The sequence below is a fragment of the Clostridium sp. TJA038 genome (assembly GCF_058310255.1).
The window spans coordinates 215013-239291 of the sequence record NZ_JBZEFA010000001.1 but is presented as its reverse complement, the minus strand read 5'-3'; the positions used below and the strand labels follow the sequence as shown (position 1 = coordinate 239291).

General features: G+C 28.6%; 25 protein-coding genes and 1 riboswitch. Of the genes, 1 reads left to right on the top strand and 24 read right to left on the bottom strand.

Annotated features, from left to right (window positions below; genetic code table 11):
- Positions 1-7: 7 nt before the first annotated feature.
- From AC4FQV_RS01115 to AC4FQV_RS01080, 8 genes are all read right to left on the bottom strand, one after another.
- On the bottom strand, positions 8-565 hold the full coding sequence (locus AC4FQV_RS01115; RefSeq protein ID WP_491163906.1) for an ECF transporter S component: 558 nt from the start codon (positions 563-565) through the stop codon (positions 8-10).
- Between the two features lie 13 nt (positions 566-578).
- Entirely contained in the window at positions 579-1559 is a 981-nt protein-coding gene (locus AC4FQV_RS01110) for a nucleoside hydrolase (protein ID WP_491163901.1), read from the bottom strand.
- 131 nt (positions 1560-1690) lie between these two features.
- Positions 1691-1735, bottom strand: a riboswitch (PreQ1 riboswitch).
- Positions 1736-1868: 133 nt separating this feature from the next.
- On the bottom strand, positions 1869-2657 hold the full coding sequence (locus AC4FQV_RS01105; protein WP_491139305.1) for a Nif3-like dinuclear metal center hexameric protein: 789 nt from the start codon (positions 2655-2657) through the stop codon (positions 1869-1871).
- A complete protein-coding gene (locus AC4FQV_RS01100) occupies positions 2657-3346 on the bottom strand; it encodes a tRNA (adenine(22)-N(1))-methyltransferase (protein ID WP_491139306.1) in 690 nt (229 codons plus the stop codon). The genes AC4FQV_RS01105 and AC4FQV_RS01100 overlap by 1 nt, the downstream gene beginning before the upstream one ends.
- A gap of 13 nt (positions 3347-3359) precedes the next feature.
- A complete protein-coding gene (locus AC4FQV_RS01095; RefSeq protein ID WP_491163897.1) occupies positions 3360-4247 on the bottom strand; it encodes a PH domain-containing protein in 888 nt (295 codons plus the stop codon).
- A 184-nt stretch (positions 4248-4431) separates the two neighbouring features.
- Positions 4432-5532, bottom strand: coding sequence for an RNA polymerase sigma factor RpoD (rpoD, locus tag AC4FQV_RS01090; RefSeq protein WP_003451215.1), 1101 nt, complete (start codon positions 5530-5532; stop codon positions 4432-4434).
- 26 nt (positions 5533-5558) lie between these two features.
- Positions 5559-7346, bottom strand: coding sequence for a DNA primase (gene dnaG / locus AC4FQV_RS01085; protein ID WP_491139308.1), 1788 nt, complete (start codon positions 7344-7346; stop codon positions 5559-5561).
- 168 nt (positions 7347-7514) lie between these two features.
- Positions 7515-8543, bottom strand: a complete 1029-nt coding sequence (locus AC4FQV_RS01080) for a deoxyguanosinetriphosphate triphosphohydrolase (protein ID WP_491139309.1) — start codon at positions 8541-8543, stop codon at positions 7515-7517.
- Between the two features lie 192 nt (positions 8544-8735).
- Between AC4FQV_RS01080 and AC4FQV_RS01075 the strand changes: the two genes are divergently transcribed.
- Positions 8736-9791, top strand: coding sequence for a CotS family spore coat protein (locus AC4FQV_RS01075; protein WP_491163893.1), 1056 nt, complete (start codon positions 8736-8738; stop codon positions 9789-9791).
- Positions 9792-9828: 37 nt separating this feature from the next.
- Here the strand turns inward: AC4FQV_RS01075 and ppdK are convergent, their stop codons facing one another.
- The 16 genes from ppdK to AC4FQV_RS00995 all read right to left on the bottom strand — a co-directional run bounded on the left by ppdK (position 9829) and on the right by AC4FQV_RS00995 (position 24267).
- Positions 9829-12459 carry a pyruvate, phosphate dikinase gene (gene ppdK, locus AC4FQV_RS01070; RefSeq protein WP_491163889.1) on the bottom strand — a complete coding sequence of 877 codons (2631 nt, stop codon included), beginning with the start codon at positions 12457-12459 and terminating at the stop codon, positions 9829-9831.
- Between the two features lie 100 nt (positions 12460-12559).
- Positions 12560-13192, bottom strand: coding sequence for a transcriptional regulator CcpN (gene ccpN / locus AC4FQV_RS01065; protein ID WP_491139312.1), 633 nt, complete (start codon positions 13190-13192; stop codon positions 12560-12562).
- 183 nt (positions 13193-13375) lie between these two features.
- Positions 13376-14002: a DUF4342 domain-containing protein gene (locus AC4FQV_RS01060; RefSeq protein ID WP_491139313.1), complete on the bottom strand. Its 627-nt coding sequence runs from the start codon at positions 14000-14002 to the stop codon at positions 13376-13378.
- Positions 14003-14007: 5 nt separating this feature from the next.
- Positions 14008-14739 carry a DNA repair protein RecO gene (recO, locus tag AC4FQV_RS01055; protein WP_491139529.1) on the bottom strand — a complete coding sequence of 244 codons (732 nt, stop codon included), beginning with the start codon at positions 14737-14739 and terminating at the stop codon, positions 14008-14010.
- A gap of 21 nt (positions 14740-14760) precedes the next feature.
- Positions 14761-15651, bottom strand: a complete 891-nt coding sequence (gene era, locus AC4FQV_RS01050; protein ID WP_491139314.1) for a GTPase Era — start codon at positions 15649-15651, stop codon at positions 14761-14763.
- An 8-nt stretch (positions 15652-15659) separates the two neighbouring features.
- Positions 15660-16058, bottom strand: a complete 399-nt coding sequence (locus tag AC4FQV_RS01045; protein WP_491139315.1) for a cytidine deaminase — start codon at positions 16056-16058, stop codon at positions 15660-15662.
- 43 nt (positions 16059-16101) lie between these two features.
- Complete coding sequence (locus tag AC4FQV_RS01040; protein ID WP_491163887.1) at positions 16102-16800, bottom strand: diacylglycerol kinase; 699 nt, start codon at positions 16798-16800, stop codon at positions 16102-16104.
- A gap of 30 nt (positions 16801-16830) precedes the next feature.
- Positions 16831-17337 (bottom strand): rRNA maturation RNase YbeY, encoded by a 507-nt coding sequence (gene ybeY / locus AC4FQV_RS01035; protein ID WP_491139317.1) that lies wholly within the window; start codon positions 17335-17337, stop codon positions 16831-16833.
- Complete coding sequence (locus tag AC4FQV_RS01030; RefSeq protein WP_491139318.1) at positions 17338-19392, bottom strand: HD family phosphohydrolase; 2055 nt, start codon at positions 19390-19392, stop codon at positions 17338-17340.
- Positions 19393-19428: 36 nt separating this feature from the next.
- Positions 19429-20562: a sporulation protein YqfD gene (yqfD, locus tag AC4FQV_RS01025; protein WP_491163883.1), complete on the bottom strand. Its 1134-nt coding sequence runs from the start codon at positions 20560-20562 to the stop codon at positions 19429-19431.
- A 1-nt stretch (position 20563) separates the two neighbouring features.
- Positions 20564-20845, bottom strand: coding sequence for a sporulation protein YqfC (gene yqfC / locus AC4FQV_RS01020; protein ID WP_491139320.1), 282 nt, complete (start codon positions 20843-20845; stop codon positions 20564-20566).
- A gap of 165 nt (positions 20846-21010) precedes the next feature.
- Complete coding sequence (locus AC4FQV_RS01015) at positions 21011-21460, bottom strand: GatB/YqeY domain-containing protein (protein ID WP_491139321.1); 450 nt, start codon at positions 21458-21460, stop codon at positions 21011-21013.
- A 49-nt stretch (positions 21461-21509) separates the two neighbouring features.
- Positions 21510-21686 (bottom strand): 30S ribosomal protein S21, encoded by a 177-nt coding sequence (gene rpsU, locus AC4FQV_RS01010; RefSeq protein WP_003451446.1) that lies wholly within the window; start codon positions 21684-21686, stop codon positions 21510-21512.
- A gap of 119 nt (positions 21687-21805) precedes the next feature.
- Complete coding sequence (locus AC4FQV_RS01005) at positions 21806-22150, bottom strand: histidine triad nucleotide-binding protein (protein WP_491139322.1); 345 nt, start codon at positions 22148-22150, stop codon at positions 21806-21808.
- Between the two features lie 62 nt (positions 22151-22212).
- Complete coding sequence (mtaB, locus tag AC4FQV_RS01000; RefSeq protein ID WP_491139323.1) at positions 22213-23517, bottom strand: tRNA (N(6)-L-threonylcarbamoyladenosine(37)-C(2))-methylthiotransferase MtaB; 1305 nt, start codon at positions 23515-23517, stop codon at positions 22213-22215.
- Entirely contained in the window at positions 23518-24267 is a 750-nt protein-coding gene (locus AC4FQV_RS00995; protein ID WP_491163879.1) for a 16S rRNA (uracil(1498)-N(3))-methyltransferase, read from the bottom strand. It lies immediately after the preceding gene.
- Positions 24268-24279 lie beyond the last annotated feature (12 nt).

Below are 24279 nucleotides of genomic sequence, written 5' to 3'. Positions count from 1 at the left end.
TCTCCAATTAAGCATTTTGTAATTTTATCAAAATATTTTTAGGTAATCTTTTTACAACCTGTAACATTAATAAAACTGCAACTAATTTATCGCAATAATCTGTTAAAAACTGTGTTATAAAAGCACTTAAAACAGGATTTACACCTAAATTATTTAAAATTATTATTAAATAACTAGACCCTGAAGAAGTTAATCCCCCAAAAATATATGCAGTTAAAATGGCTCCTATAAGGCTTATAAATAGGGTCATTATAAAAACACTAACAAATACTTTCTTCCCCTTCATAAAACCTTTTTTATAGAAATATCCTGCAAAAAAACCAGTAAATATTTGAACTGGTGCAAAATATAAAGAATATATGTCAAAGGTTATCCCACTAACTAAGCTTCCTAAAACTCCTGTAACCATACCATAAACAGGACCTAAAACAAAGCCAACCATTATTGTCCCTATAGAATCTAAATATATAGGAAGCCTTAAATTTAAAGCTATAAAAGCTCCAATCATATTTAAAGCTATTCCAATACCCATAATTGTTAATTTTAAGCTCTTTGAATTTCTCATAAATAAATACCTCCTAAATACCGTATTTAGGATTATTTATTATATTTTCAATATCTTCTTTATGATTTTTAAATATCTTATTTAAAAAACTAATCATAAACTCTTTGCTATTAACTTTATCTAAAACAAATACATTTTTTCTTTTTTTATAAAAATTTGCTACATCAACAACACTTTGCCCAATTGATATATCTTCACAGGCTATATCTACATAAGCTTTAAAACCACTACAAATATTTTTATTTAAAAAATATTCCACAGCTAAAGGGTCATTTATAACACAACCAAGAGTTCTTTCTTGTTCCCAATGAAAATCAACATAAAACCTAGTAATATCATATATAAAATCACCAATTTCATCCTTAAATTGATGTATCATTTCTCTTAAATTTGGTGTTAGGACTATTTCTCTTGTAACATCTAGAGAAACCATAGTAAATTCCCCTTCAAACTCTTTTAAAAACTCCCTAGCTCCATGAGGATCTACCCAATAATTAAATTCAGCTACAGGAGAGCAATTTCCATGACTTTTATAAGCTCCTCCCATAGATACTATTTCACTAACTTTATGAAAGGTTTTTTTATCTTTTTTTATTGCTCTAAATAAATTTGTTAAAGGTCCAAGTGCAATAATACTAACCTCTTCCTCCTGCTTTAAAGTATTTAGTATAAAATCAACTGCATTTTCTCTAATATAAGAAAGAGGTACTTCTTCTAAAAAAGTTTCTCCTAAGCCATCTTCACCATGAGTATCTTGTGCAGTTATAAGTTTTCTTTTAAAGGGTTTACTTTCTCCTAAATAAACTGGAATATCTAATCTTCCTAAAAGTTTAAGAACCTTTAAGGCATTTTTAGCTCCTTGAAAGCTTTCAACATTTCCTGATACTGTAGTTATCCCTAAAACCTCAATATCCTTTGACTTTAATGCAAGAATAATGGCTAAAGCATCATCTATTCCTGGGTCGCAATCAATAATTACCTTTCTTTTATTCATTTTTTGTTTCCTCCCTTTGATTTAAATTAACCAAAAGGAACTGCAATTATTTTTAAAGAAAAACCTATTAAAAATAATAAAAACTATATTACAGGCATACTAAAGAGTATAACTATCCTATAATACAGTTACAGCCCTTAGTTTTTTATAGAGGGATGGTTACGAACCTCTACCAATACAAGCTTGGATTTTATAAAATTTTAGGTATGGTAAAAATGCATACCATACCTATTATATAATAAAAGAATATAAATTCAAATATTACTAAAATATAATACTTAATATTTATCTTATTAATACTATTAAATTTTATATAAATTCAAAAGGGTCTTTAGATTTTTTTGAAATAACAAATTCTACATCTTCCCCTAACTTTTCTTTAACTTTCTCACTAACCTTAATTAATACAGGCCATTCTGACTTAAAATGTCCTATATCTAAAATATTTAATCCCATTTCTTTATAATCTGAAACAAAATGATATGTTGTATCTCCAGTTATTATTAATTCTGCTCCAAGCTTTCTTGCCTCTTCAAAGAAATCTTGTCCACTCCCATTTATAATAGCAATTCTTTTTACAGAATTATTTAAATCTCCTGCATATCTTAAATTTTCAACCCCTAAAGATTTTTTTATAACATTTATTATGTCTAAAATAGTAATTTCCTTATCTAACTCTACAAATCTACCAATACCACATTCAGGATTAAATTGATTTTTGTCCATTACTATTCCTTTATTAAAACCTAAAATTTCAACTAAGGTATCATTTAATCCTCCATTAACTGAATCCCAATTTGTATGAGCTGAATAAAGATTTATATCATTTTTTATTAGGCTTATAATTTTTCTTCCTAAAAGGGTATCTGTTGTTATTGAATTTGGCTTTCTAAATAAAAGAGGGTGATGAGTTAATATAAGATTTGCCTTAAGCTCAATAGCCTCCTTAATAACCTCCTCTGTACAATCTAAAGCTAGTAAAATTTTAGTTATGTTTTTTTCTCTATCCCCAACCATAAGACCTACATTATCAAAGCCTTCTTTTAAATTAATTGGGGCAATATCCTCTATTATTCTTATAATATCATTTAATTTCATTATATCATCCCCTTAAGTTTTCTTATTTTTTCTTTTAAATAGTCTTTTCTTTTATTAGCAGATTCTGTATCCTCTTTTATAAAGCTTAATATACTTTCATATTTTTTTATTTTTTCTTCAATAAATTCTTTAAATAAAGGATGCTTACTATCTTTTAATAAAGGACTTATTTCATAATCTATTTCATCCTCAAAAATTAGTTTTTCTGAATTTTCATCATACTTAACCTTAAATAATTCATAAAATCTACCTTCATCCTTAATTAAATCTTCTTCTAAAATTTTATAATTATTTTTATATAAAAACTCTCTTAAAACTTCTGGGTTTTGTGCTGGTTGTAATATTATAAAATCATATTTTTTTACTTTATCTAAATCTTCTAATAAAATGTCCCTAGTTAAATTTCCACCCATTCCTGCTAATATAACTCCATCTACTTCTCCTACCTTTAAAGGATTAAGACCTGGGCCTAAGAGACATTTTACCTTGTCTGAAACTCCTTCAAAGTTAACATTAACCTTTGCCTTCTCTATAGGTCCTTTGTTTATATCTGAAGCTATAGCTCTTTTACATAGGCCTTCTTTAACTAAATATATAGGTATATACCCATGGTCTGTACCTATATCTGCTACGCTTTCACATTTATCTACATGTTCTGCAATTTTTTTTAATCTTTTACTTAACTCCATAATATCCCACTTTCTACAAATAATTTACTAGTGTTTGTATTTGTGAAACTAAAAACACCAATGCTATTACTAAAGGTAAATAAATATATCTTTGAGCTAATTTTTTATCATATTTAGCACAAAAATGACTTGCATAATAAATACATATTAGCAAAATCATATTCATTATTCCATATATAATTTGTCTTACTACAAAGTCCTTTGCACTTCCTATAGTACAAGGGGTTAAATAAGCACTAAAATCAATTGGCATCTTATCAGGCATTTTTCCTAATAAATATAATATAGCTGGTATTAATATAATTCCTAATATTAATATTGATGTTATTATAAAGGGAATATAAAATCTTTTATCTTTTATAATATCTCGTACATTATTTATTTTTATCTTAAAACTTTCTTCCTTTATCCCCTTTAATAATATTAATTTTTTAAAGCTTTCAAATTCCTCTGGAGATATACCATAACTTATATCCTCAGTATGTAAATATATAACCTTTTTACTAGATGTAACAAACATTCTAGCTATGCCAACATTATGAACTACACATATTCCAAAACAATATTTATGCTTTCCAAATCCTGATAACTTAAATCCATCTATAACTTTATACTGTTCCAAAAAACCATTGATATCTTTAAAGTTTATCCTAAACTTTTTTAAACCTTTAAAGCAATTTATTTCAATAAAGTTTTCGTAAACCTCATAAACTAAGGATAAATCAAGCAAAATGTAATAAATGCATACAATACTATAAATAACTCCTGCTAATATTATAAACTTTTCCTCTAAATAGCCCTTAATTATTTTATCTAATATAACTAATAGCATATTTCCTACAAAAAGATACACTAGAAGTTCAAAAACTCCATGTCCTCTTTTAGCCTTAAATTTTGTCATTTACTACTTCACCTCATTTAAATTATATCATAAAATAAAGCTTTATTCAGAAATTAGCCTTTAGACCTTATTATTTCCCTTAAACTCTATATAAATAACAATTTTTAAGATTAATTCAAAAATTTTATAAAAATATAGAAAAAAAGATTAGCACCTTTATCTAAAGGTGCTAATCTTTTATATGTTAATCTAAATAATCTTTTAATTTTTTACTTCTACTTGGATGTCTTAATTTTCTTAAAGCTTTAGCTTCAATTTGTCTAATTCTCTCTCTAGTAACATTAAACTCTTTTCCAACTTCTTCAAGAGTTCTAGCTCTTCCATCATCTAATCCAAATCTTAGTCTTAATACCTTTTCTTCTCTAGGAGTTAAAGTATCTAAAACATTTATTAGTTGTTCTTTTAACATAGTAAATGCTGCTGCTTCAGCTGGTGCTGGTGCATCATCATCTGGTATAAAATCACCTAAATGTGAATCTTCTTCTTCTCCAATTGGAGTTTCTAAAGAAACTGGCTCTTGAGCTATTTTTAAAATTTCTCTTACCTTATCAACTGGCATATCCATTTGTTTTGATAATTCCTCTGGAAGTGGGTCTCTTCCTAATTCTTGAACTAACTGTCTTTGAATTCTTATAAGCTTATTTATAGTTTCTACCATGTGAACTGGTATTCTTATAGTTCTTGCTTGGTCTGCAATTGCTCTAGTTATTGCCTGTCTTATCCACCATGTAGCATAAGTTGAGAACTTATACCCTTTTCTATAGTCAAACTTTTCAACAGCCTTTATAAGACCTAAGTTACCTTCTTGTATAAGGTCTAAGAATAACATACCTCTACCAACATATCTTTTTGCTATACTTACAACAAGTCTTAAGTTAGCTTCAGCTAATTTTTTCTTAGCATAATTGCTTCCCTCTTCTATTTTCTTTGCAAGCTCTATTTCATCTTCTGATGATAATAGCGGAACTTTACCTATTTCTTTTAGGTACATTCTTACAGGGTCATCTATGGCAATTCCCTCAGGAACAGAAAGGTCTAATTCCTCTTCTTCTTCCTCTTCTTGTTCAATTTCACTAATTACCTCAATTCCCATAGATTCTAGAACTTCATAGATTTTTTCTATTTGTTCTGGATTTAATTCTATTTCATCAAGTTCATCCATAATCTCCTTGTAAGTCAATGAACCACTCTTTTTACCTTTATCTATAAGTCTTTTTACTAAGACCATTTTGTCAACTTTTTCTTTACCTTCACCTTTTTTTGCTTTTGTTGTTTTAGCTTTCATTTTATTACCTCCTTCCGCCATTAAAACTACTTACTCCTTTCTAGTTCTTTTAGTTTATCACTTATTTCTTTAGCTCTTTTAACTAATTCAAGTGATTCTTTAAACCTATTGTTTTGTTCACATTTTTTAATTTCTTTAAGTACAGTAGTCTGTTCTTGTTCTAATTTATACTTTCTAATTAAGTTAATATAATCTTTAACAAGAACTTCTATATTAGAAGAATGATCTAGAATAAGTAAGTCTTTTACTTCTAACCATTCCTTTAAAACTTTTGGATCTTCACACTTAGCTTCTATATGCCTTCCTAAATCATTAAATCCTTCCTCTTCTATGGATTCATTTATTATCTTTTGTAAGGATTTAATAGTAGGAGATATTAAATCATCCTCTTCTAAGTATTTTTTTACTAATGAATGGTTTTCCTCCATGCAAAGAAGCTTTAAAATGCTTCTTTCTCCTTTAACATAAGGAGGCTCTACATATAATTTTGTTCCATAATCTTCCTTATTATTCACTTTTTCATAGTTTTTATTATAGTTTAATGATTTTTTATTTAATAAATCATAAAATGCTTGTTCTTTTATGGATGTTTCTTCTGAAATTTTCTTTATGTAGACATCTTTTTCGATAGGATTTAAATCTGATAATATATTAACAACCCTTTCTGCATATTTTATAAGACCATTATTATCTGAAAAATCTATTCCAATTCTTGCCCTACTTAGCTTATAATCTATAAGTTTCTTAGCAGATTGAATTAATTTTACAAAGGCTTCTTTTCCATTAGCTCTTATAAACTCATCAGGGTCCTTTCCTTTTGGTACAGTTAGTACTCTAACATCTAATCCTGCATTTTGCAATATCTCAAGACCTCTTATAGTAGCCATTTGTCCTGCAATATCTGCATCATAAGATATTATTACTCTGTCTACATATCTTTTTAATAATCTTGCTTGATTGTCAGTTAATGCTGTTCCTAAAGAAGCAACTACATTAGTTATTCCATATTGATGAAGTGAAATACAATCCATATAACCTTCAACAATTATTAAAGTTCTATCCTTTAAACCATGCTTTATTGCAAAATTTAAAGCATATAAATTTGTTCCTTTATGGAAGATTAGGGTTTCAGGAGAGTTTAAGTACTTTGGCTTTGAATCATCTAAAACTCTACCTCCAAATCCAATTACACTTCCCTTATAATCAAAAACAGGAAAAATTACTCTATTTCTAAACCTATCATAAAAAGTTCCTTTTTGACTTTTTATTCCTAAACCCGCTGCTTCAATAGCTTCCTTACTAAATCCCTCTTTTCTAAGATGGTTTATGGTGTTTTGCCATCCTTCCTTAGCGTAACCAAGACCAAAGCTTTTTAATATATTTTCTTTTATACCTCTTTTAAAAAAATATTCCTTTGCTTCTTTATGGTTTTGAAGATTAGAAAAGTAATATCTTGCTGCACATTTATTTATGTTATATAAAATTTGCTTTTTTCTTTGAGCTTCACTCTGCTTCCCATCTTCTACAGGTATTATAATGTTAGCTCTTTCTGCTAAATCTTTAACAGCATCTACAAAGTTTAAATTTTTAGTTTTCATAACAAAACTAATTACATTTCCAGCCTCTCCACAGCCAAAACATTTAAATATTTGTTTATCTGGAGACACACTAAAAGACGGACTTTTCTCGCTATGAAAAGGGCAAAGACCTGAAAAATTTCTACCAGCTCTTTTTAGTCTTACCACCTCAGAAACAACATCCACAATATCATTTTGTTCTTTAACTTTTTCTATAATTTCTTCTGAAATTCGCAAGAAATCTACTCACCTTCTTAATATTTTTTGACAATTAATTATTATTCGACATCAATTGATAAAATCCTTCTCAAATTTTAAATATAACTTTTTTTTTATAAATTTTCAAGTGTAAATGTATAATAATTATATTTTAGCAACATTTTGACCTAATTATTCCAAAAATCCTTAGTACATAACAAACTTAGGAATATATATTTTATTAAATTCATTTGTGCAGTAATCATCTGTCATACCCGCAATATAATCTGTAACTCCTCTATGTATTCCTTCTTCCTTGCATATTTCTTTATATAATGTAGGCATTTCATTCCAATTTTTATAATAATATTCTATAACTTTTTCTAGTACAAATTCTGCTTTTTTCCTCTCATTTTCTAAGTATTTCCCTAAATATATATTATCAAACAAAAACTTTCTAAGCTTTACAAAGGCATCTCCTATCTCTTTGCTTAAAGATACCTTTAACTCACCCTTCTCTATATTTGAAAGAGTATTAAAAATACAATCTTTTACTAAGGTATTTATTCTTTCACTTCCTCTTTCTCCTAAAAGATTTATTATATCTTTAGGTAAATCCTCTTCTCTTAAAATTCCTGCTCTAATTGAATCATCTATATCATGATTCACATAAGCTATTTTATCAGCAAATCTAACTACTTGTCCTTCAAATGTTCCTGATACCTTACTAACATTTGAAAATCCACTATGATTTAATATTCCATCTAAAACCTCTTTTGTAAGGTTAAGACCTAAACCACCTTTTTCAATTCTTCTTGCTACTCTAACACTTTGTTCATTATGCTTAAATCCTGTAGGAAGAAATTCATTTAAAACATCTTCTCCTATATGAGCAAAGGCTGCATGACCTAAATCATGTCCTAAGGCAATTGCCTCTATTAAATATTCATTTAAAGATAAAGCAACTCCTATAGTTCTAGCCACTTGAGATACCTCTAAAGTATGAACAAGTCTTGTTCTATAATGGTCTCCATAAGTCCTTATAAAAACTTGAGTTTTTCTCTTTAATCTTCTAAAAGACTTACTGTGAATTATCCTATCTCTATCTACCATAAAACAAGTTCTTATTTCATCTTCTTTCTCAAAACGCTCTCTCCCTAAGGATTCACTTGAGAATTTTGCGACTTTGTTTAACTTAATTCTTTCAAAACTTTCAATATTCTCTCTTATTTTCATAGCATCACCTTATTATATATATTCTATGTGCCTATTTAAAATCCTTTTATATTTTAAGGCTATTTATCCTTGTAAAATTTTATGTTAAAAGCCTCTTTTATAACAAAATAAAAGTATTTCATATTTTAAAGTATAATCTAAAGTTAATTATAATATTCTTATAATAAGTATTTTTTTATTAGGAGGTTAATAATGTCTAAGCATTCTAAGGATTTTGATATTTTTAATACTGTAGAATCATTAGTATTACCTATGTATAATCTAGAAAATTATGCTATAGAAAGGATAAAATTTAAAAATACAGATAAAAATAGAGCAGTTTATAAATTAATAAATAATGAAAATACTTTCTGTTTAAAAAAAGTCTATTATGATGAAGAAAGATTATTATTTATATATTCTGTTATGGAATGGTTTTCTAGAAATGAAATAAATCTACCTAAATTATTACCTTCTAAGGATTGTGGAAGATTTGTAAAAGCTAATGATATGCTCTTTATGCTATCACCTTGGATTAGTGGAGAAAAATGTGATTTTGATAATGTAAATCATGTATTATTATCTATAGATAATTTAGCTAAAATGCACAACTGTTCTAGAAATTTTAAAGCAATTGAAGGAAGTTTAATTAAAACTGGATTTGATAGTCTCTACATATCCACTCTAAAACATTTTAATAAAATTCTACTATCATTTAACTTAGCTAATAAACTAAAACATAAGGATAAATTTTCTTCTTTATTTTTAGATATTTTTGATGAAAATATTTTTCTTGCAAAAACTTCTCTAGAAATTTCTAATTCCATTAGAAATGAAAATTTAAGTAAATCCCTTTGTCATGGTGATTATGTAAACAAAAATATTTTAATAGATGATAATAAAATTTATGTAATAGATTTTGATAAAGCACTTTTAACCTATTCTATGTATGATTTATGTTATTTTATGAGGAGATTATTAAAAAGGTCTAAAATAAACTGGGACATAGAACTTACAAGAAAAATATTAAAAACATATAACTCAATCTCACCTATTAATGAAGATGATTTTAGATATATATTTGCTTACTTATCTTTCCCACAAAAGTATTGGAGATTATCAAAAGATTATTATAGCAACATAAAAAAATGTAACAAAAAAATTTTTTTAGATTCTTTAAAAGAAGTAGCCCAAAGCACCTCTTATCAAATTAATTTTGTTAAAGAATTTAAAGATTTAGTTAAAAAGGAATTTAAAATTAAAATTTAAAAAAAGGAGTATTCTTTAAAGAATACTCCTTTTAATATTATCTTTTATTTTTTACTTGTGCTTGTGCAGCTGCAAGTCTTGCTAAAGGAACTCTATAAGGTGAACAACTTACATAGTCTAATCCTAAGTTATGGCAGAATTCAACAGAGGAAGGGTCTCCTCCATGTTCTCCACATATACCTAACTTAATATCAGCTCTTGTTTTCTTACCTTTTTCACAAGCAATCTTCATAAGCTCTCCAACACCCTCTTGGTCTAACTTAGCAAATGGGTCTTGCTCATATATTCCTTTTTCATAATAATCTTTTAAGAATTTACCTGCATCATCTCTTGAGAATCCAAATGTCATTTGAGTTAAATCATTTGTTCCAAAAGAGAAGAACTCAGCTTCTTCTGCTATTTTATCAGCTGTTAAAGCAGCTCTTGGAATTTCAATCATTGTTCCTACTTTATATTCTAAAGTAACACCTTTTTCTTCCATTACTGTTTTAGCTGTTTCAACAACTACCTTCTTAACATACTTTAATTCTTTTATATCTCCTATTAAAGGAATCATTATTTCAGGAACTATATTAAAGCCTTTATTTTTCTTAACTTCAATAGCAGCTTCTATAACAGCTCTTGTTTGCATTTCTGCTATTTCAGGGTAAGAAACTGCTAAACGACATCCTCTATGTCCCATCATTGGATTAAATTCATGTAATTCAGCAACTACATTCTTAATTTCCTCTGGACTTACTCCTATTTCTTTAGCTAAATCCTTTATATCTTCTTCTTCACTTGGTAAGAATTCATGTAGAGGTGGGTCTAAAAATCTTATAGTTGCAGGTCTTTCTTCAAGCGCCTCATAAATTCCTATAAAATCTTCTCTTTGCATTGGTAAAAGCTTATCTAAAGCAATTCTTCTGCTATCTTCATTTTTAGCTAATATCATTTCTCTAACAGCTAAAATTCTATCTTCTGCAAAGAACATATGCTCTGTTCTACATAATCCAATACCCTCAGCACCAAACTCAACAGCTTGCTTAGTATCTCTTGGTGTATCTGAGTTTGTTCTAACTTTTAACTTTCTTATCTCATCAGCCCAAGCCATGAATGTAGCAAAATGACCTGTAATTTCTGGAGATACTGTTTTAACTTTTTCAGCATAAATGTGTCCTGTTGAACCATCTATTGATATATAATCATCAAAAGTTAAAATTTGACCGTCAACTTCTAAGGTTCTCTTTTCTTCATTTATTTTTAATTCTCCACAACCTGCTACACAACAAGTACCCATACCTCTTGCTACAACTGCTGCATGAGAAGTCATTCCACCTCTAACAGTTAAAATTCCCTCTGCTGCAATCATACCTTCAATATCTTCAGGAGAAGTTTCTAATCTTACTAACACAACCTTTTCACCATTTGCTTTTCTTTCCTTAGCTTCTTCTGCTGTAAAGGCTATTTTACCACAAGCTGCACCTGGTGATGCTGGTAATCCTTTTGCAACAATTTTAGCTTCTTTTAATCCTTCTGATGCAAAAGCTGGGTGAAGTAATGTATCTAATTGTTTAGGCTCAACCTTTAATATAGCCTCTTCCTTAGTTAACATTCCCTCTTCAACTAGATCAACAGCTATTTTTAATGCTGCTTGTGCTGTTCTTTTACCATTTCTTGTTTGAAGGAAGTATAACTTTCCATCCTCTATTGTAAACTCCATATCTTGCATATCTCTATAATGCTTTTCTAAAGTGTTTACTATATCAGTAAATTGTTTGTATATAGTTGGATTTTGAGCTTCTAAGTGGCTTATTGGCTCTGGAGTTCTTATACCTGCAACAACATCCTCACCTTGAGCATTCATTAAATACTCTCCATATAACTCATTATCTCCATTAGCTGGATTTCTTGAAAAAGCAACTCCAGTTCCTGAAGTTTCTCCTTTATTTCCAAACACCATTTCTTGAACATTAACAGCAGTACCCCATTCTCCTGGAATATCATTTAATCTTCTATAAACTATAGCTCTTGGATTATTCCATGATCTAAATACAGCTGTAACAGCTTCTATAAGTTGTTCCTTTGGATTGCTTGGGAAATCTTCTCCTTTTTCTTTTTTATAAAGAGCTTTAAACTTAACTACTAAATCTTTTAAATCTTCTGCAGTTAAATCTGTATCTATTTTATAACCTTTCTCTTCCTTAACCTCATCTAATAAATCTTCAAATAATCTCTTTTCAACACCCATTACAACATCAGCAAACATTTGAATAAATCTTCTATATGAGTCATAAGCAAATCTTGGATTATTTGTTAATTTAGCCATAGCCTCTACTGACTCATCATTTAAACCAAGGTTTAATATTGTATCCATCATACCTGGCATTGAAACCCTTGCACCAGATCTTACTGATACTAGTAATGGATTTTCAAGAGAACCAAACTTTTTACCTGTTATTTTTTCTAGTTCAGCCATTTTATTTTCAATTTCTTCTATTATTCCTTCAGAAATCTTTTTACCATCTTCATAATATTTATTACATGCTTCAGTTGTTACTGTAAATCCTTGTGGAACTGGTATTCCTAACATAGTCATTTCAGATAAGTTAGCACCTTTTCCACCTAATAAATTTTTCATACTAGCATTACCTTCATTAAAAAGATAAACATACTGCTTTTTTTTCATCTCAATACTCCTCCGTTCAATACTATAGTTGAAATTTATATACTAACAGAGTATTAACCCCGATAGCTACCCATTTAATCTTTCTTTTTTTAACTATAATTTAATTTTCTCCAAGCTTAACAAAGAGCTTTGTTATGTTAGTCTTAGAGATTTTTCCTATGATTTCTAACCTCTCTTTTCCCTCATTATCTTCAATTCTTTTTACAACTGGTACGGAGTCTATTTCATGTTCTATTATTTTTTTTGCTACGTCAAAAGCACAATCTTCTTCTACAGCACATACTATATTAGGCATTCTTGTCATTATAACACCAACAGGAACTTTATAGATGTCTGTTCCCCCTATAGCAACCTTTAAAAAGTCTTTTCTTGAAACAGCTCCCGTTAGAACTCCTCCATTCTCTACAAACATAGTCCCAACATCATTTAAAAAAAGATGTACTATAGCATCATGAAGCATAGTTTCTTCACAAACTGTAACCGGTTTAGACATTATGTCTTTAACCTTTATATTTTTTATTTTTTCATAGATAAAACTATTAGAAGGCTTATCAGAATATACATACCCAACCTTAGGCCTTGCATCTAATACCCCTATCATAGTAAGTATAGCAAGGTCTGGTCTTAAGGCTGCTCTTGTAACCCCTAACTTTCCTGCTAAAGCCTCTGAAGTTATTGGTTGACCTTCTTTCACAAGTTTAACTATTTCTTCCTGCCTTGGTGTTAATTTCAATTTGAATGCTCCTTCCTTAAATAAACTAGGAACAAAAAGGAATTTTTATATATTAATTGTAACACAACCTAAATCTTTTTAGTATAGCAAATTTTCTGAAAAATCATTCAAATCTGATAATTATCATTTAAAATCACGCGTTTTTTCCTCTTTATTCCATATTCCTATATTTTACATCTACTCTTATTCAACTTCATCAAATTTTACTGTATATGTAAAACTTGTTTCATTATCTAATTTATTGTGTCTGTGAAATTTATTTATTTTATTTTCACAAACCTTCCCTTTTTCTCTCTTTTCTTTCATACCATTTGCTACACTAAATGCCTTATCTTTTAAATTAGATGCCTTGTCTTTAATATCATAAGCTGCATCTTTAACTAATTTATTTATAACCTCAACGCTTCCATCTGATTTAGTTATTTCAATTGTAATTTTAGTTGCAATTGCAGCAACAAAACCTAAGGCTAAGACACTTGGAAATGCAATAGCAATTGCTCCTGCTGCAATCCCTGCATTAACAGGAATATCAGCTAAAACCTTATCTCCTTTAAGTATTCTTATTCTAGACACATTTCCCTTATTTATTAATTCTTTTATAAATTTTTTTATTTCTTCAAAACTCTCTGCTTTTTCTTCATTGAAAGCTTCTTCATTAATTTTACTTTCTTCTTCTCTTTTTTTCTCAATATATATTAATGCATTAACTACATCTCCATCACAAGCTTCTAAAGCTTCTTTAGCCTCTGCATATGTTGCATAAGTTCTATCTATTACTTGGTCTACTTTTTCTAATGTTATTTCACTCATTTAAATCACTCCTTTATAAATTTTAACATTTCTAAACTTTTAGGTTTTCTTGAATAAACTGAAGATATTATAAAGCTAGTTACTTTATAAACCTCATCCATAATCTCCCTTGATAAAGTTAATCTATAAACCTTATCTAAAGGAGTATTATTTAAAAATCTTAAGGCATTATAAGTTGCTTTATTTATGTAAAGCCCATGTTCTTTTTTACAATTATTACATACTCCTCCAAAATACCTTAAACTAATATAGTTTGAAACGCTTAATTTACTTTTACAAAACACACAATTATCAAATCTTAATCCATACCCAGTGTATTTTAATAATTTAAGCTCAAAAGCTCTTATTAACAATTCATAACTTATAGCCTCCGTATTTAATAAGTAAAGACAAGTTACAAATTCCTTATATAAATTAAAATTTTCTTCTTCATCCTGTAGTGATATATCAATAAGCTCACATAAGTAAGATGCATAAGTAAGCTTTTCTAGGTCAGTTAAAGATGTCTGAAAGGAAGTTCTTATTTTCCCTTCAGATAACCTATATAAACCCTTTCCCTTGAATAATAAATAATCACCATAGCACAAAGGGTGCGTTAATGAAAAGAGTTTATTTTTACTTTTCTTTGCACCCTTAGCTATAGCTGTTATCTTACCCATTTTCTCGGTAAAAATCCAAAGCAATTTATCATTCTCTTTATAATCTTGAGCCTTAATGATAACTCCACCACTTTCTATAAGTGCCAGAAGCTATCCCTCCTACTTTAATTTTTTATAACCTAATTCTTTTAATAAAGAGGTATTATCTCTCCACTCTTTTCTAACTTTTACCCATATTTTTATATTTACTTTTGCTCTTAAAAATCTTTCTAACTCATATCTAGCTGTAGAACCTATTTTTTTAAGCGTTTGACCATTTTTCCCAATTATTATCCCTTTATGAGATGCCTTTTCACATATTAAGTCTACTTCTATATTATATTTTCCACTATCATCTTGCTTCATTTGTATAACATCTACAGCAATTCCATGTGGAACTTCTTGGCTTAAATTTTTAAGTGCCTTTTCTCTAACTATCTCAGCTACAACAAATCTCTCTTGAACATCTGTTATCATATCATCTGGATAATACTTAGGCCCTTCTGGTAAGTATTTAATCATAAGGTCTAAAAGCTTATCTGTATTTTTTCCCTTCATAGCTGATATTGGAATCATTTCCGCAAAATCATATTCTTTTGAAAATAATTCTAAAGTTTTAGCAACTTTCTCTGGAGTACTCTCATCAACTTTATTTAATACAAATATAACAGGAGCTTTTTGATTTTTAAGTTGCTCTATTATAAATTTATCTCCTCTTCCTACTTCATCACAAGGATTGCTTAAAAATAAAACTAAGTCTACATCCTTTATTGAATCAGTAGCACTATTTACCATATACTCTCCTAATTTATGCTTAGGTTTATGTATCCCTGGAGTATCTACAAAAATCATTTGATAATTTTCTCCAGTTAATATAGTTTGAATATTATTTCTTGTTGTTTGAGGTTTATTAGAAACAATTGAAAGTTTCTCTCCCATTAATAAGTTTGTTAATGTTGACTTACCTACATTTGGTCTACCTACAATTGTTATAAATCCTGATTTAAACATATTTCCTCCTACTTTTCTAAATCTTCCTTTGTGAAAGATCCAGGTAAAATTTCTCCTAATGTTGTCTCTATATAATCATCTTCATTTTTTACTATGAATATTTTTATATCTTTATTTTCTGCAAACTCCACCATTACCTGTCTACATATTCCACATGGATATGTATGTGAATTTAAATCTCCTACTAAAGCTATAGCTTTTAAAACTCTAGCCCCCTCTGAAACTCCTTTAAATATAGCGGTTCTTTCTGCACAATTTGTTGCTCCAAAGGATGCATTTTCAACATTACATCCTGTATATATATTTCCATCCTCAAATAAAGCTGCTGCTCCCACCTTAAAGTTTGAATATGGACAATATGCTAAGTTTCTTGCCTCTAAAGCTTTTTTTATAAGTTCCTTTTTCATAATAATTCATCCTCCATCCTAAAATTTAAAAACCCAAAATTTATCAACTAAATATTTTAAAAATTAAAATTGTTATAAGCGTTCCTAATATGGCTCCTGCAATAACTTCCCAGGTGCTATGCACCTCTGAATCAACTCTACTTTGTGCAGTAATTATTGCCATTAAATAACTTAATATGATTATGATATGAGAGTTACTTATAAGAGATATAGCAGTAGCTATTGAAAAAGCTAAAGCACTATGTCCTGAAGGCATTCCACCCTTTAAAGGCGTTCCTCCTCCAAAATAAGCCTTTGCGGCAATTACCACTATGCAAACTATAGCAAGAACAATAAATATTATATAAGGTTCTGTTTCTTTTACTCTATCCATAATTCTAAAAGTAACATTTTTAAGGTCATCCCAAAATATAATATACCCTACTAAAACAGCATTTATAGCAGTTATAAGAACTGCCCCAGCTGCTGTATTTTTTGCAACTTTAGCTAAAGGATGATAATAATTTGTAGTTAAATCTATAGCACTCTCTATGGCAGTATTAAGTAATTCAGCTGCGATTACCATAGTAATTGTTATTGCTAATAGTATAAACTCTACTTTGCTTATATCATATACAAAGCAAGCAGATAATATAACTAGAGCTACTATAAAATGTATCCTCATATTTCTTTGAGTTCTTAAGGCATATATTATACCATCAATTGCATAATTAAAGCTATCTATAAGTTTTCTTACCTTCATATTCCTCTCCTATTACCCTTTTCTCATATCTTAGCTTTCCCTTGTTATATTTAATTTTCCAAGTAACTCCTCTTCTCTTTTTCTCATTCTACTCTTTTCTTCCTCTTCCATGTGGTCATATCCTAAAAGATGTAAAACCGAGTGAGTTACTAAATAACAAGCTTCTCTTTCGAAAGAGTGATTAAATTCTATACTTTGTTCCTTTGTTCTTTCTAAAGATAGAACTATATCACCTAAAATTAGTTCATCTCCATCAAAATAAGATTTATCAAATTCTTTTTCTAAATAAACATCTTTATAAACCTTATCCTTTGGATAATCTATCATAGGGAAAGATAAAACATCTGTTGCTTTATCTATTCCCCTAGTTTCTTTATTAATTTCTTTAATTTCTTCATTATCTACAAAAACTAAAGAAACCTCACACTTTTCCTTTACTTCTTCTTCTTTAAGCACAAAAGAAATAACTTCTTCTAATTTACTCTTTAATTCTTCTGTAACTTCAAATTTACTTTGTCTATTATCTATAAAAATCATTTACTTTTTCTCCTTTTTATTATCATCAGGGTACTCTATTCTTTCATGATATATTCCATTTAAGGCTTTTAAAAAGCATTTTTTTATTTTACTTATATCTCTTAGTGTAAGATCACAATTATCTAATTGTCCTGAGGATAATTTATCATCAATAATCTTATTGACCATATTTTCAATTTTTTCTTCTGTTGGTTCATTAATAGACCTTACTGCAGCTTCTGTTGAATCTGCTAACATAACAATTCCTTGCTCCTTACTCATAGGTTTTGGTCCTGGATATTTAAAATCCTCCTCCTTAACCTCCTCTGGATTTTCAGAATTATTTTTTACAGTTAAATAAAAATACTTAACTAAGGTTTCTCCGTGATGAGTAACTATAAAATCATGTATAGTTTTTGGTAAATTATATTCTTTTGCAAGTTCTGAACCTTCTTTAACATGAGCTATTATTATTTTGCTACTTATCTCTGGTTTTAATTTATCATGAGGGTTCTTCTTCCCAAATTGATTTTCTCTAAAGAAATAAGGCTTTTTAGTCTTTCCTATGTCATGATAATATGCACCTATTCTAGCTAAAAGTGGATTTCCTCCAACCTTTTCAGTAGCAAGCTCTGCTAAATTAGCAACTAATATGCTATGATGATAAGTTCCTGGTGCTTCCATTAACAATTTCTTTAATAATGGATTATTAGGATTAGATAATTCTAATAATTTAGCATTAGTAACTATATCAAAAGTAGATTCAAAAAATGGTAAAACTCCAATAGTAAGTATACCAGATAAAATAGCCCCTCCAGCTGCAAAAGTACTATCTGCAAGAATTTCCATAAAGTTATTTGTAGTTAAAGTACCTACACTAAAGGTTAAAATAGCACTTAAAACAGCTACTGTTATTGAAGAATATAATATATCATTTCTCTGTTGCATTTTTCTAAGTAATGTTCCACCTAAAACAACATTTAAAACTGCAAGAATTATTATATTAGGATTAAATCCTACAGCTCCTCCTATTAATATTACATTTAACATACTAAAAACTAGCGATATTTTGTAATTTAAAAGAAGAGTTAAAAGCATAGGCATACATGCTAAAGGTATTATGTAGTTTGACATCATACCAAATAATCTAGCAAGTATTACAGGAAAAACATTTAATATACTTATCATTACAATCTTAGAAAAATCTTTATTTATATCCTTATAATATTTGTGTATATATCCATACTGTAAATACATAACTATTATTACTAAAATCCCTAAAGTTATATAAAGATAAAATGAAGAAGCTGAATCACTTAAAAGTCCTAAGGTTCCTAAAAGTTCTAACTGATGTTCTGTAACTGGTTCTCCTTCACTTACAACTATTTGATTTTTCTTTATCATAACTGGTGGAATTTGTTTTAAAGTCTCTTTTACTAACTCATCAGTCTTTTCTTTATCATAGAAAAAGTTAGGCTCTATAACACTTACAAAATTTAAGGCAATTGTTTTTTCAAGGTCATCTAAATTACTAGAGGATATAAAATCTGTATATTGCTTTCTAGCATCTTTTAAATCCTGCTCACTACCTTCTTCAATTGGTGTTTCATAAGCCCTATTTAGCCCTTCTATACATGTATTTTCTATCTTTTTAATATCTTGTTCATTCATTGAAGCAAGCTTTGCTGCTTGTATTTCTGTTATTTTAAAAGGCATTCTTGGTATAAGTTTTGCCTTTTCTTCCTCTGGTTTATCTTGAGATAAAACTTTTTCAACTGATGAAAAATAATCTTTAATCTTTTCTTCACTTTGCTTTTGTACATCTGTCCTCAAGGAATATTGCTTATCAACCTTTTCCTCAGCTTCCTTTTTTCTAGCTTCGGTTGCAGACTCATCAATTATTTCCCTATGCGCCTTAATATCTGCCTTTGGTATATCCCCTACTTTTAAATCATATTTTCTAGTTATAATACCAGTCATTAAGGTGCAATATAAAACAATAAAGGTTATGATGTATAGAATTATTTTTCTATAATCTTTAAACAAGCCTAATATCCTTTTCTTAAAATTCCCCATAATTACTCATCTTCTCCTCCTTAGGATTAACTTTTCTTAGTAACCTAAAGCTATATTTTGCTCAACTACAAAAAGAACCTTTAATTTTATTTTACCATTACCTAAATCTTCTGTTGTTATTATGTTATCAACAACCTTAGCTTCCTTACTTATTTCTTTGCTTATTGATTTTTTCATAAGTTCTACTGACTTATTTATTAATTCATCCTTATTTTTTCCTATATCCTTTTCTTTTTTTTCATAGTATAAATTTTTCTTAATAAACTTTCCTGTACTTTCTATTTTATCATACTTATTAAATTCTTTAGTAGCCTTTTTTAGATAAATTTTCTTCCCTAATATTTCTAAGTAAATTTCACTATCTACTAAACCTGTCCTTTCATAAACTTTTCCTGAAACTTGCATTTCAATACTCTTTTCATAAAAGGTGTTAGCTTTAACTACTCCTTCTGCCTTGACTTCATATTCTTCTCCTTCTATACCTTGTCTTGGCTCTATTAAAACATCTCCTTTTTTAACTATATCTCCCTCCTTTACTAAAGCAGTACCTGAAGTTGTGTATATTTTTTTTATTTCTCCATCCTTTGAAGCTATTATATTTTTAAACTCTTTATTTTCATCTTCTCTTATTTTAGGACTTATCTTCTCCTCTAGTTTTATTTTTAAAGTTCCTCCTTCAATCCTTGCATTAACCCACATTATGTCTCCATGAGAGTTTTCTAACTTCTTCTCAAGTGCATAAACATCTAAAGAACTTTTTTTAATTCCTGGTTTCAAGTTTAAATCTTTTAACATATATCTTATTTCTGAAGGAGCTATATTCTTTTTTGTTTCAATATCAATTCTCCATATAAATGAAGAATAAAAATATAATCCTAGTAAAAAAACTGTAGCCCCTAAAAATATTCCTAAAGATTTTTTAGCTTTTGATAAAAAAAACACTATACCTCTTGAAGATACTATTTTAATTTTTCCATTTAATCTTTTAACATAGCTTTTAACCTTTCCATAATCAGAGTATTCTATAGTTAAGCAAACAGTTACTATATCTATCTTTCTTACATTTTCAACTCTTATACCCTTTTTCCATAAAAGGTTTAAAAGTTTATTTACATCAAAGGTTTTAATTTCAACTCTAATATAACCTCTTTTTAAAAAATCTAAGTTCATATTATTCCTCCTCAAAGGTTAAGTTTTTAAGCTGTCCTGTTAAAGCTATAGTTTCAGTTCCTATAAAACTAATTCCAAGATTCAATCCCTTAATTATTATATTTCCTAAGTTAGTGTTTATCTTTATTTCATCTTCCTTAAAAACTTCTATTCCCTTATGATTTTCAATTATTATTTCACTTTTTCCATATACAATAATCTTTGGCTCCCCATTTAATATTTCCTTAGGTAAATCTAATTCCTCTGCAATCTTATTTGTAACTTTCCTTAATTTATTTCCCAAACTTACCCCTCCTAATTAAAATATTTTCATACTAAATCTATGAAAATTTATATTTTTTTATTCTTATATAAAAATTCAATAAACATAAAAAGGCATATGTATAGGAATTTTGCCTATACACATGCCTTTTTATAAAAAAATAAAAGAGAGTTCTACTGAACTCTCTTACTTATTTAAATATTCTTTAACTAATTGACTTACAAGTTTACCATCAGCTCTACCAACTGTTTGCGGTCTAACCTTTGACATAACTTTTCCCATGTCCTTCATGCTATTTGCGCCCACTTCTTCAGCTGCTTGCTTTATGATATCTTTTATTTCTTCTTCACTTAACTGCTGAGGAAGGTAATTTAACAAGATTTCAATCTCATTGTTGTTCTGATCTACTAAATCCTGTCTATTTCCCTTTTCGAATTCAAGCGCAGCTTCTCTTCTTTGCTTGATTTCTCTTGCTAATATTTCTATAACCTGTTCATCCTCAAGCTTAACACCGTCAGTCTTTTCGACTAAAAGTATTGCTGACTTTGCAGTGCTTAAAACTCCAGCTTTGAACTTATCCTTAGCTTTTAAAGCCTGCTTCCAGTCCTCTTGAAGTCTTTCTTTAATAGTTGGCATTTGCGTACCTTCTTTCAAAAGAAATTATTCTATAAATTTAAACCAAAAACTATTTGAATTTTCTCTTTCTTGCAGCTTCTGATTTTTTCTTTCTCTTTACGCTTGGCTTTTCGTAGTGTTCTCTTTTTCTTACTTCTGAAAGAACTCCAGCTCTAGCGCATTGTCTCTTAAATCTTCTTAATGCTTGTTCTAATGATTCGTTTTCTTTTACTCTGATTTCTGACATTCTTTATCCCTCCCTCCGCTAGCGTAAATTATTAATGTAATTCACAGCCATGGGCTAAATAACACACGCTATATTATACAACATAGTTTTCTTCAATGTCAAGAAGTTAAATCTAAAATTTAGCCTGGTGGCCAACTTAAATTTCTTCCTCCAAGAACATGAAAATGAATATGACCTACAGTTTGACCCCCTTGTACTCCACAATTGGAAACAACTCTGTATCCATCTTCTGAAATTCCTAACTCTCTTACTATTTTACTAATTGTTTCAAAAATATGTGCAAATACTTCTTTATTTTTTTCATTAACATCATTTAAACTAGCTATGTGTTCTTTAGGAATAACTAAAAAATGTACTGGTGCTTCTGGATTTATATCATAAAAAGCTAATACCTTATCATCTTCATAAATCTTATTACAAGGAATTTCTCCAGCTATTATTTTACAAAAAATACAATCTGACATAATATCACCTCCTAGCCCTTTATAATATATTATAACTCATTTTAATTACAAAAACTTTCTTTTTATAATTCTATTTCACCCTTTGCAACTTCACCTTCAAAGGACTCTATTTTAACATTTAGTATTTTACCTGAAACATTACAGTCTGCCTTAGCATTTACCTTTATATAATTTCTTGTATATCCAGTATAAATTCCACTTCCTAAAGATACTTCCTCTTCAAATAAAACATCTTCAATTTTATTTATATACTTTTCAGCAAAAGCTTTTTCATTAATTTTATTTAACTCAATTAACTTTTTACTTCTTTCATCTTTTTTCTTACCATCAACTTGATTTTCCATATGTTCAGCCTTAGTACCTTTTCTTGGACTATACTTAAATATGTGAGTTTTTGAAAGAGCTATTCTCTTTAAGAAAGTATAAGTTTCTTCAAATTCCTCATCAGTTTCTCCAGGGAACCCAACAATTACATCTGTTGTTATGGAAACATCTTTTATTTTATCTCTTAGAAGATTTACTATATCCTCATATTCTTTTGCAGTATATCTTCTATTCATTCTCTTTAAAGTAGCATCACATCCACTTTGAAGTGATAAGTGGAAATGAGGACATAATTTTTTAAGAGCTAATATTCTCTTTACAACATCCTCTGTAAAGAAAGTAGGGTCTATTGAACCTATTCTAACTCTTTCTATTCCATCAATCTTTTCTATTTCTTCTAATAAATCTACAAGTGTTACTTTTTCATCTAAATCAACACCATAAGATGCAGTATGAATACCAGATAATATTATTTCCTTAAAACCATGAGATGCTAAACTTCTTATTTCATCTAAAACTTTCTTAGGGTCCTTTGAACAAACTGACCCTCTAGTATATGGAATTAGACAATAAGCACAGAATCTATTACATCCATCTTGTATTTTTAAGAAAGCTCTAGTTTTATTATTATATTCTTCAATTTTTAAATCTTCAAAAACTTTATTTTTTAAAACAGCTCCAACTTTAACTTGTTGTTTACCTTCATCTCTAGCTTTATTTACATAATAAACTATTTCACCTTTATTTCTTGAACCTAAAACAACATCTACGCCTTCTATTCCTGAAACTTCTTTAGGTGCTATTTGAGCATAACATCCAACAACAGCTATAATTGATTCTGGATTTTGTCTTCTCGCTCTTCCTATTATCTGTCTTGACTTTTTATCTCCCATATTAGTTACGCTACAAGTATTAATAACATAAACATCTGCTATTTCATTAAAATCAACAACTTCATAGCCTTCTCTAACAAATTTTTCAGTCATCGCTTCTGATTCATATGTATTAACTCTACAACCTAGTGTAGCAAATGCAACTTTCATTTAAATATTTCCTCCTAAATCACCAAGCTCATACTGAATAAGAGAAACACAGGTAAATCCTGCTGTTTCTGTTCTTAAAATTCTTGGTCCTAAAGTTACAATATGAGCTCCTTTTTCTTTTAGGGCTTCTATTTCAAAATCTTCAAATCCGCCTTCTGGTCCAATCATTATTCCAACATTTTTTATATTTTTATCACCTATAGAGTTAACCATAGCTCTTATTCCGTATCCTGTAGCATTTTCATAAGGAATAACCATAAGGTCTAATTCATCTATCTTTTCTAAAACCTCTTTAAAATCCATAGGTTCTAAAACCTTTGGTATTACAGTTCTTTTGCTTTGTTTACATGCTTCTAAAGCGATTTTATTTAATCTATCTAATTTTTTAAATTCACCTTTTAACTTAACATCTACTCTATCTGTTATAGTCGGAATTATTTCTAAAACACCAAGTTCTACAGATTTTTGAACTATTAAGTCCATCTTTGCAGCCTTTGGCATCCCTTGAAATAAAGTAATATTTAAATTACTTTCATTATTTATATTAAGCTTTTCTAAGATTTTTATAGAAACCTCTTGCTTATTAACCTCTTCTACCTCACCTAAAAACTCTTCACTTTCAAGATTATTTATAATAACCTTTTCCCCTGGCTTTACCCTTAAAACCTTATAAATATGTTTTACATCTTCTCCTATTATTTTTGCATGAGTATTTGAAAACATATTACTTGGTGTAAAAAACTTATGCATAATTTTATACTC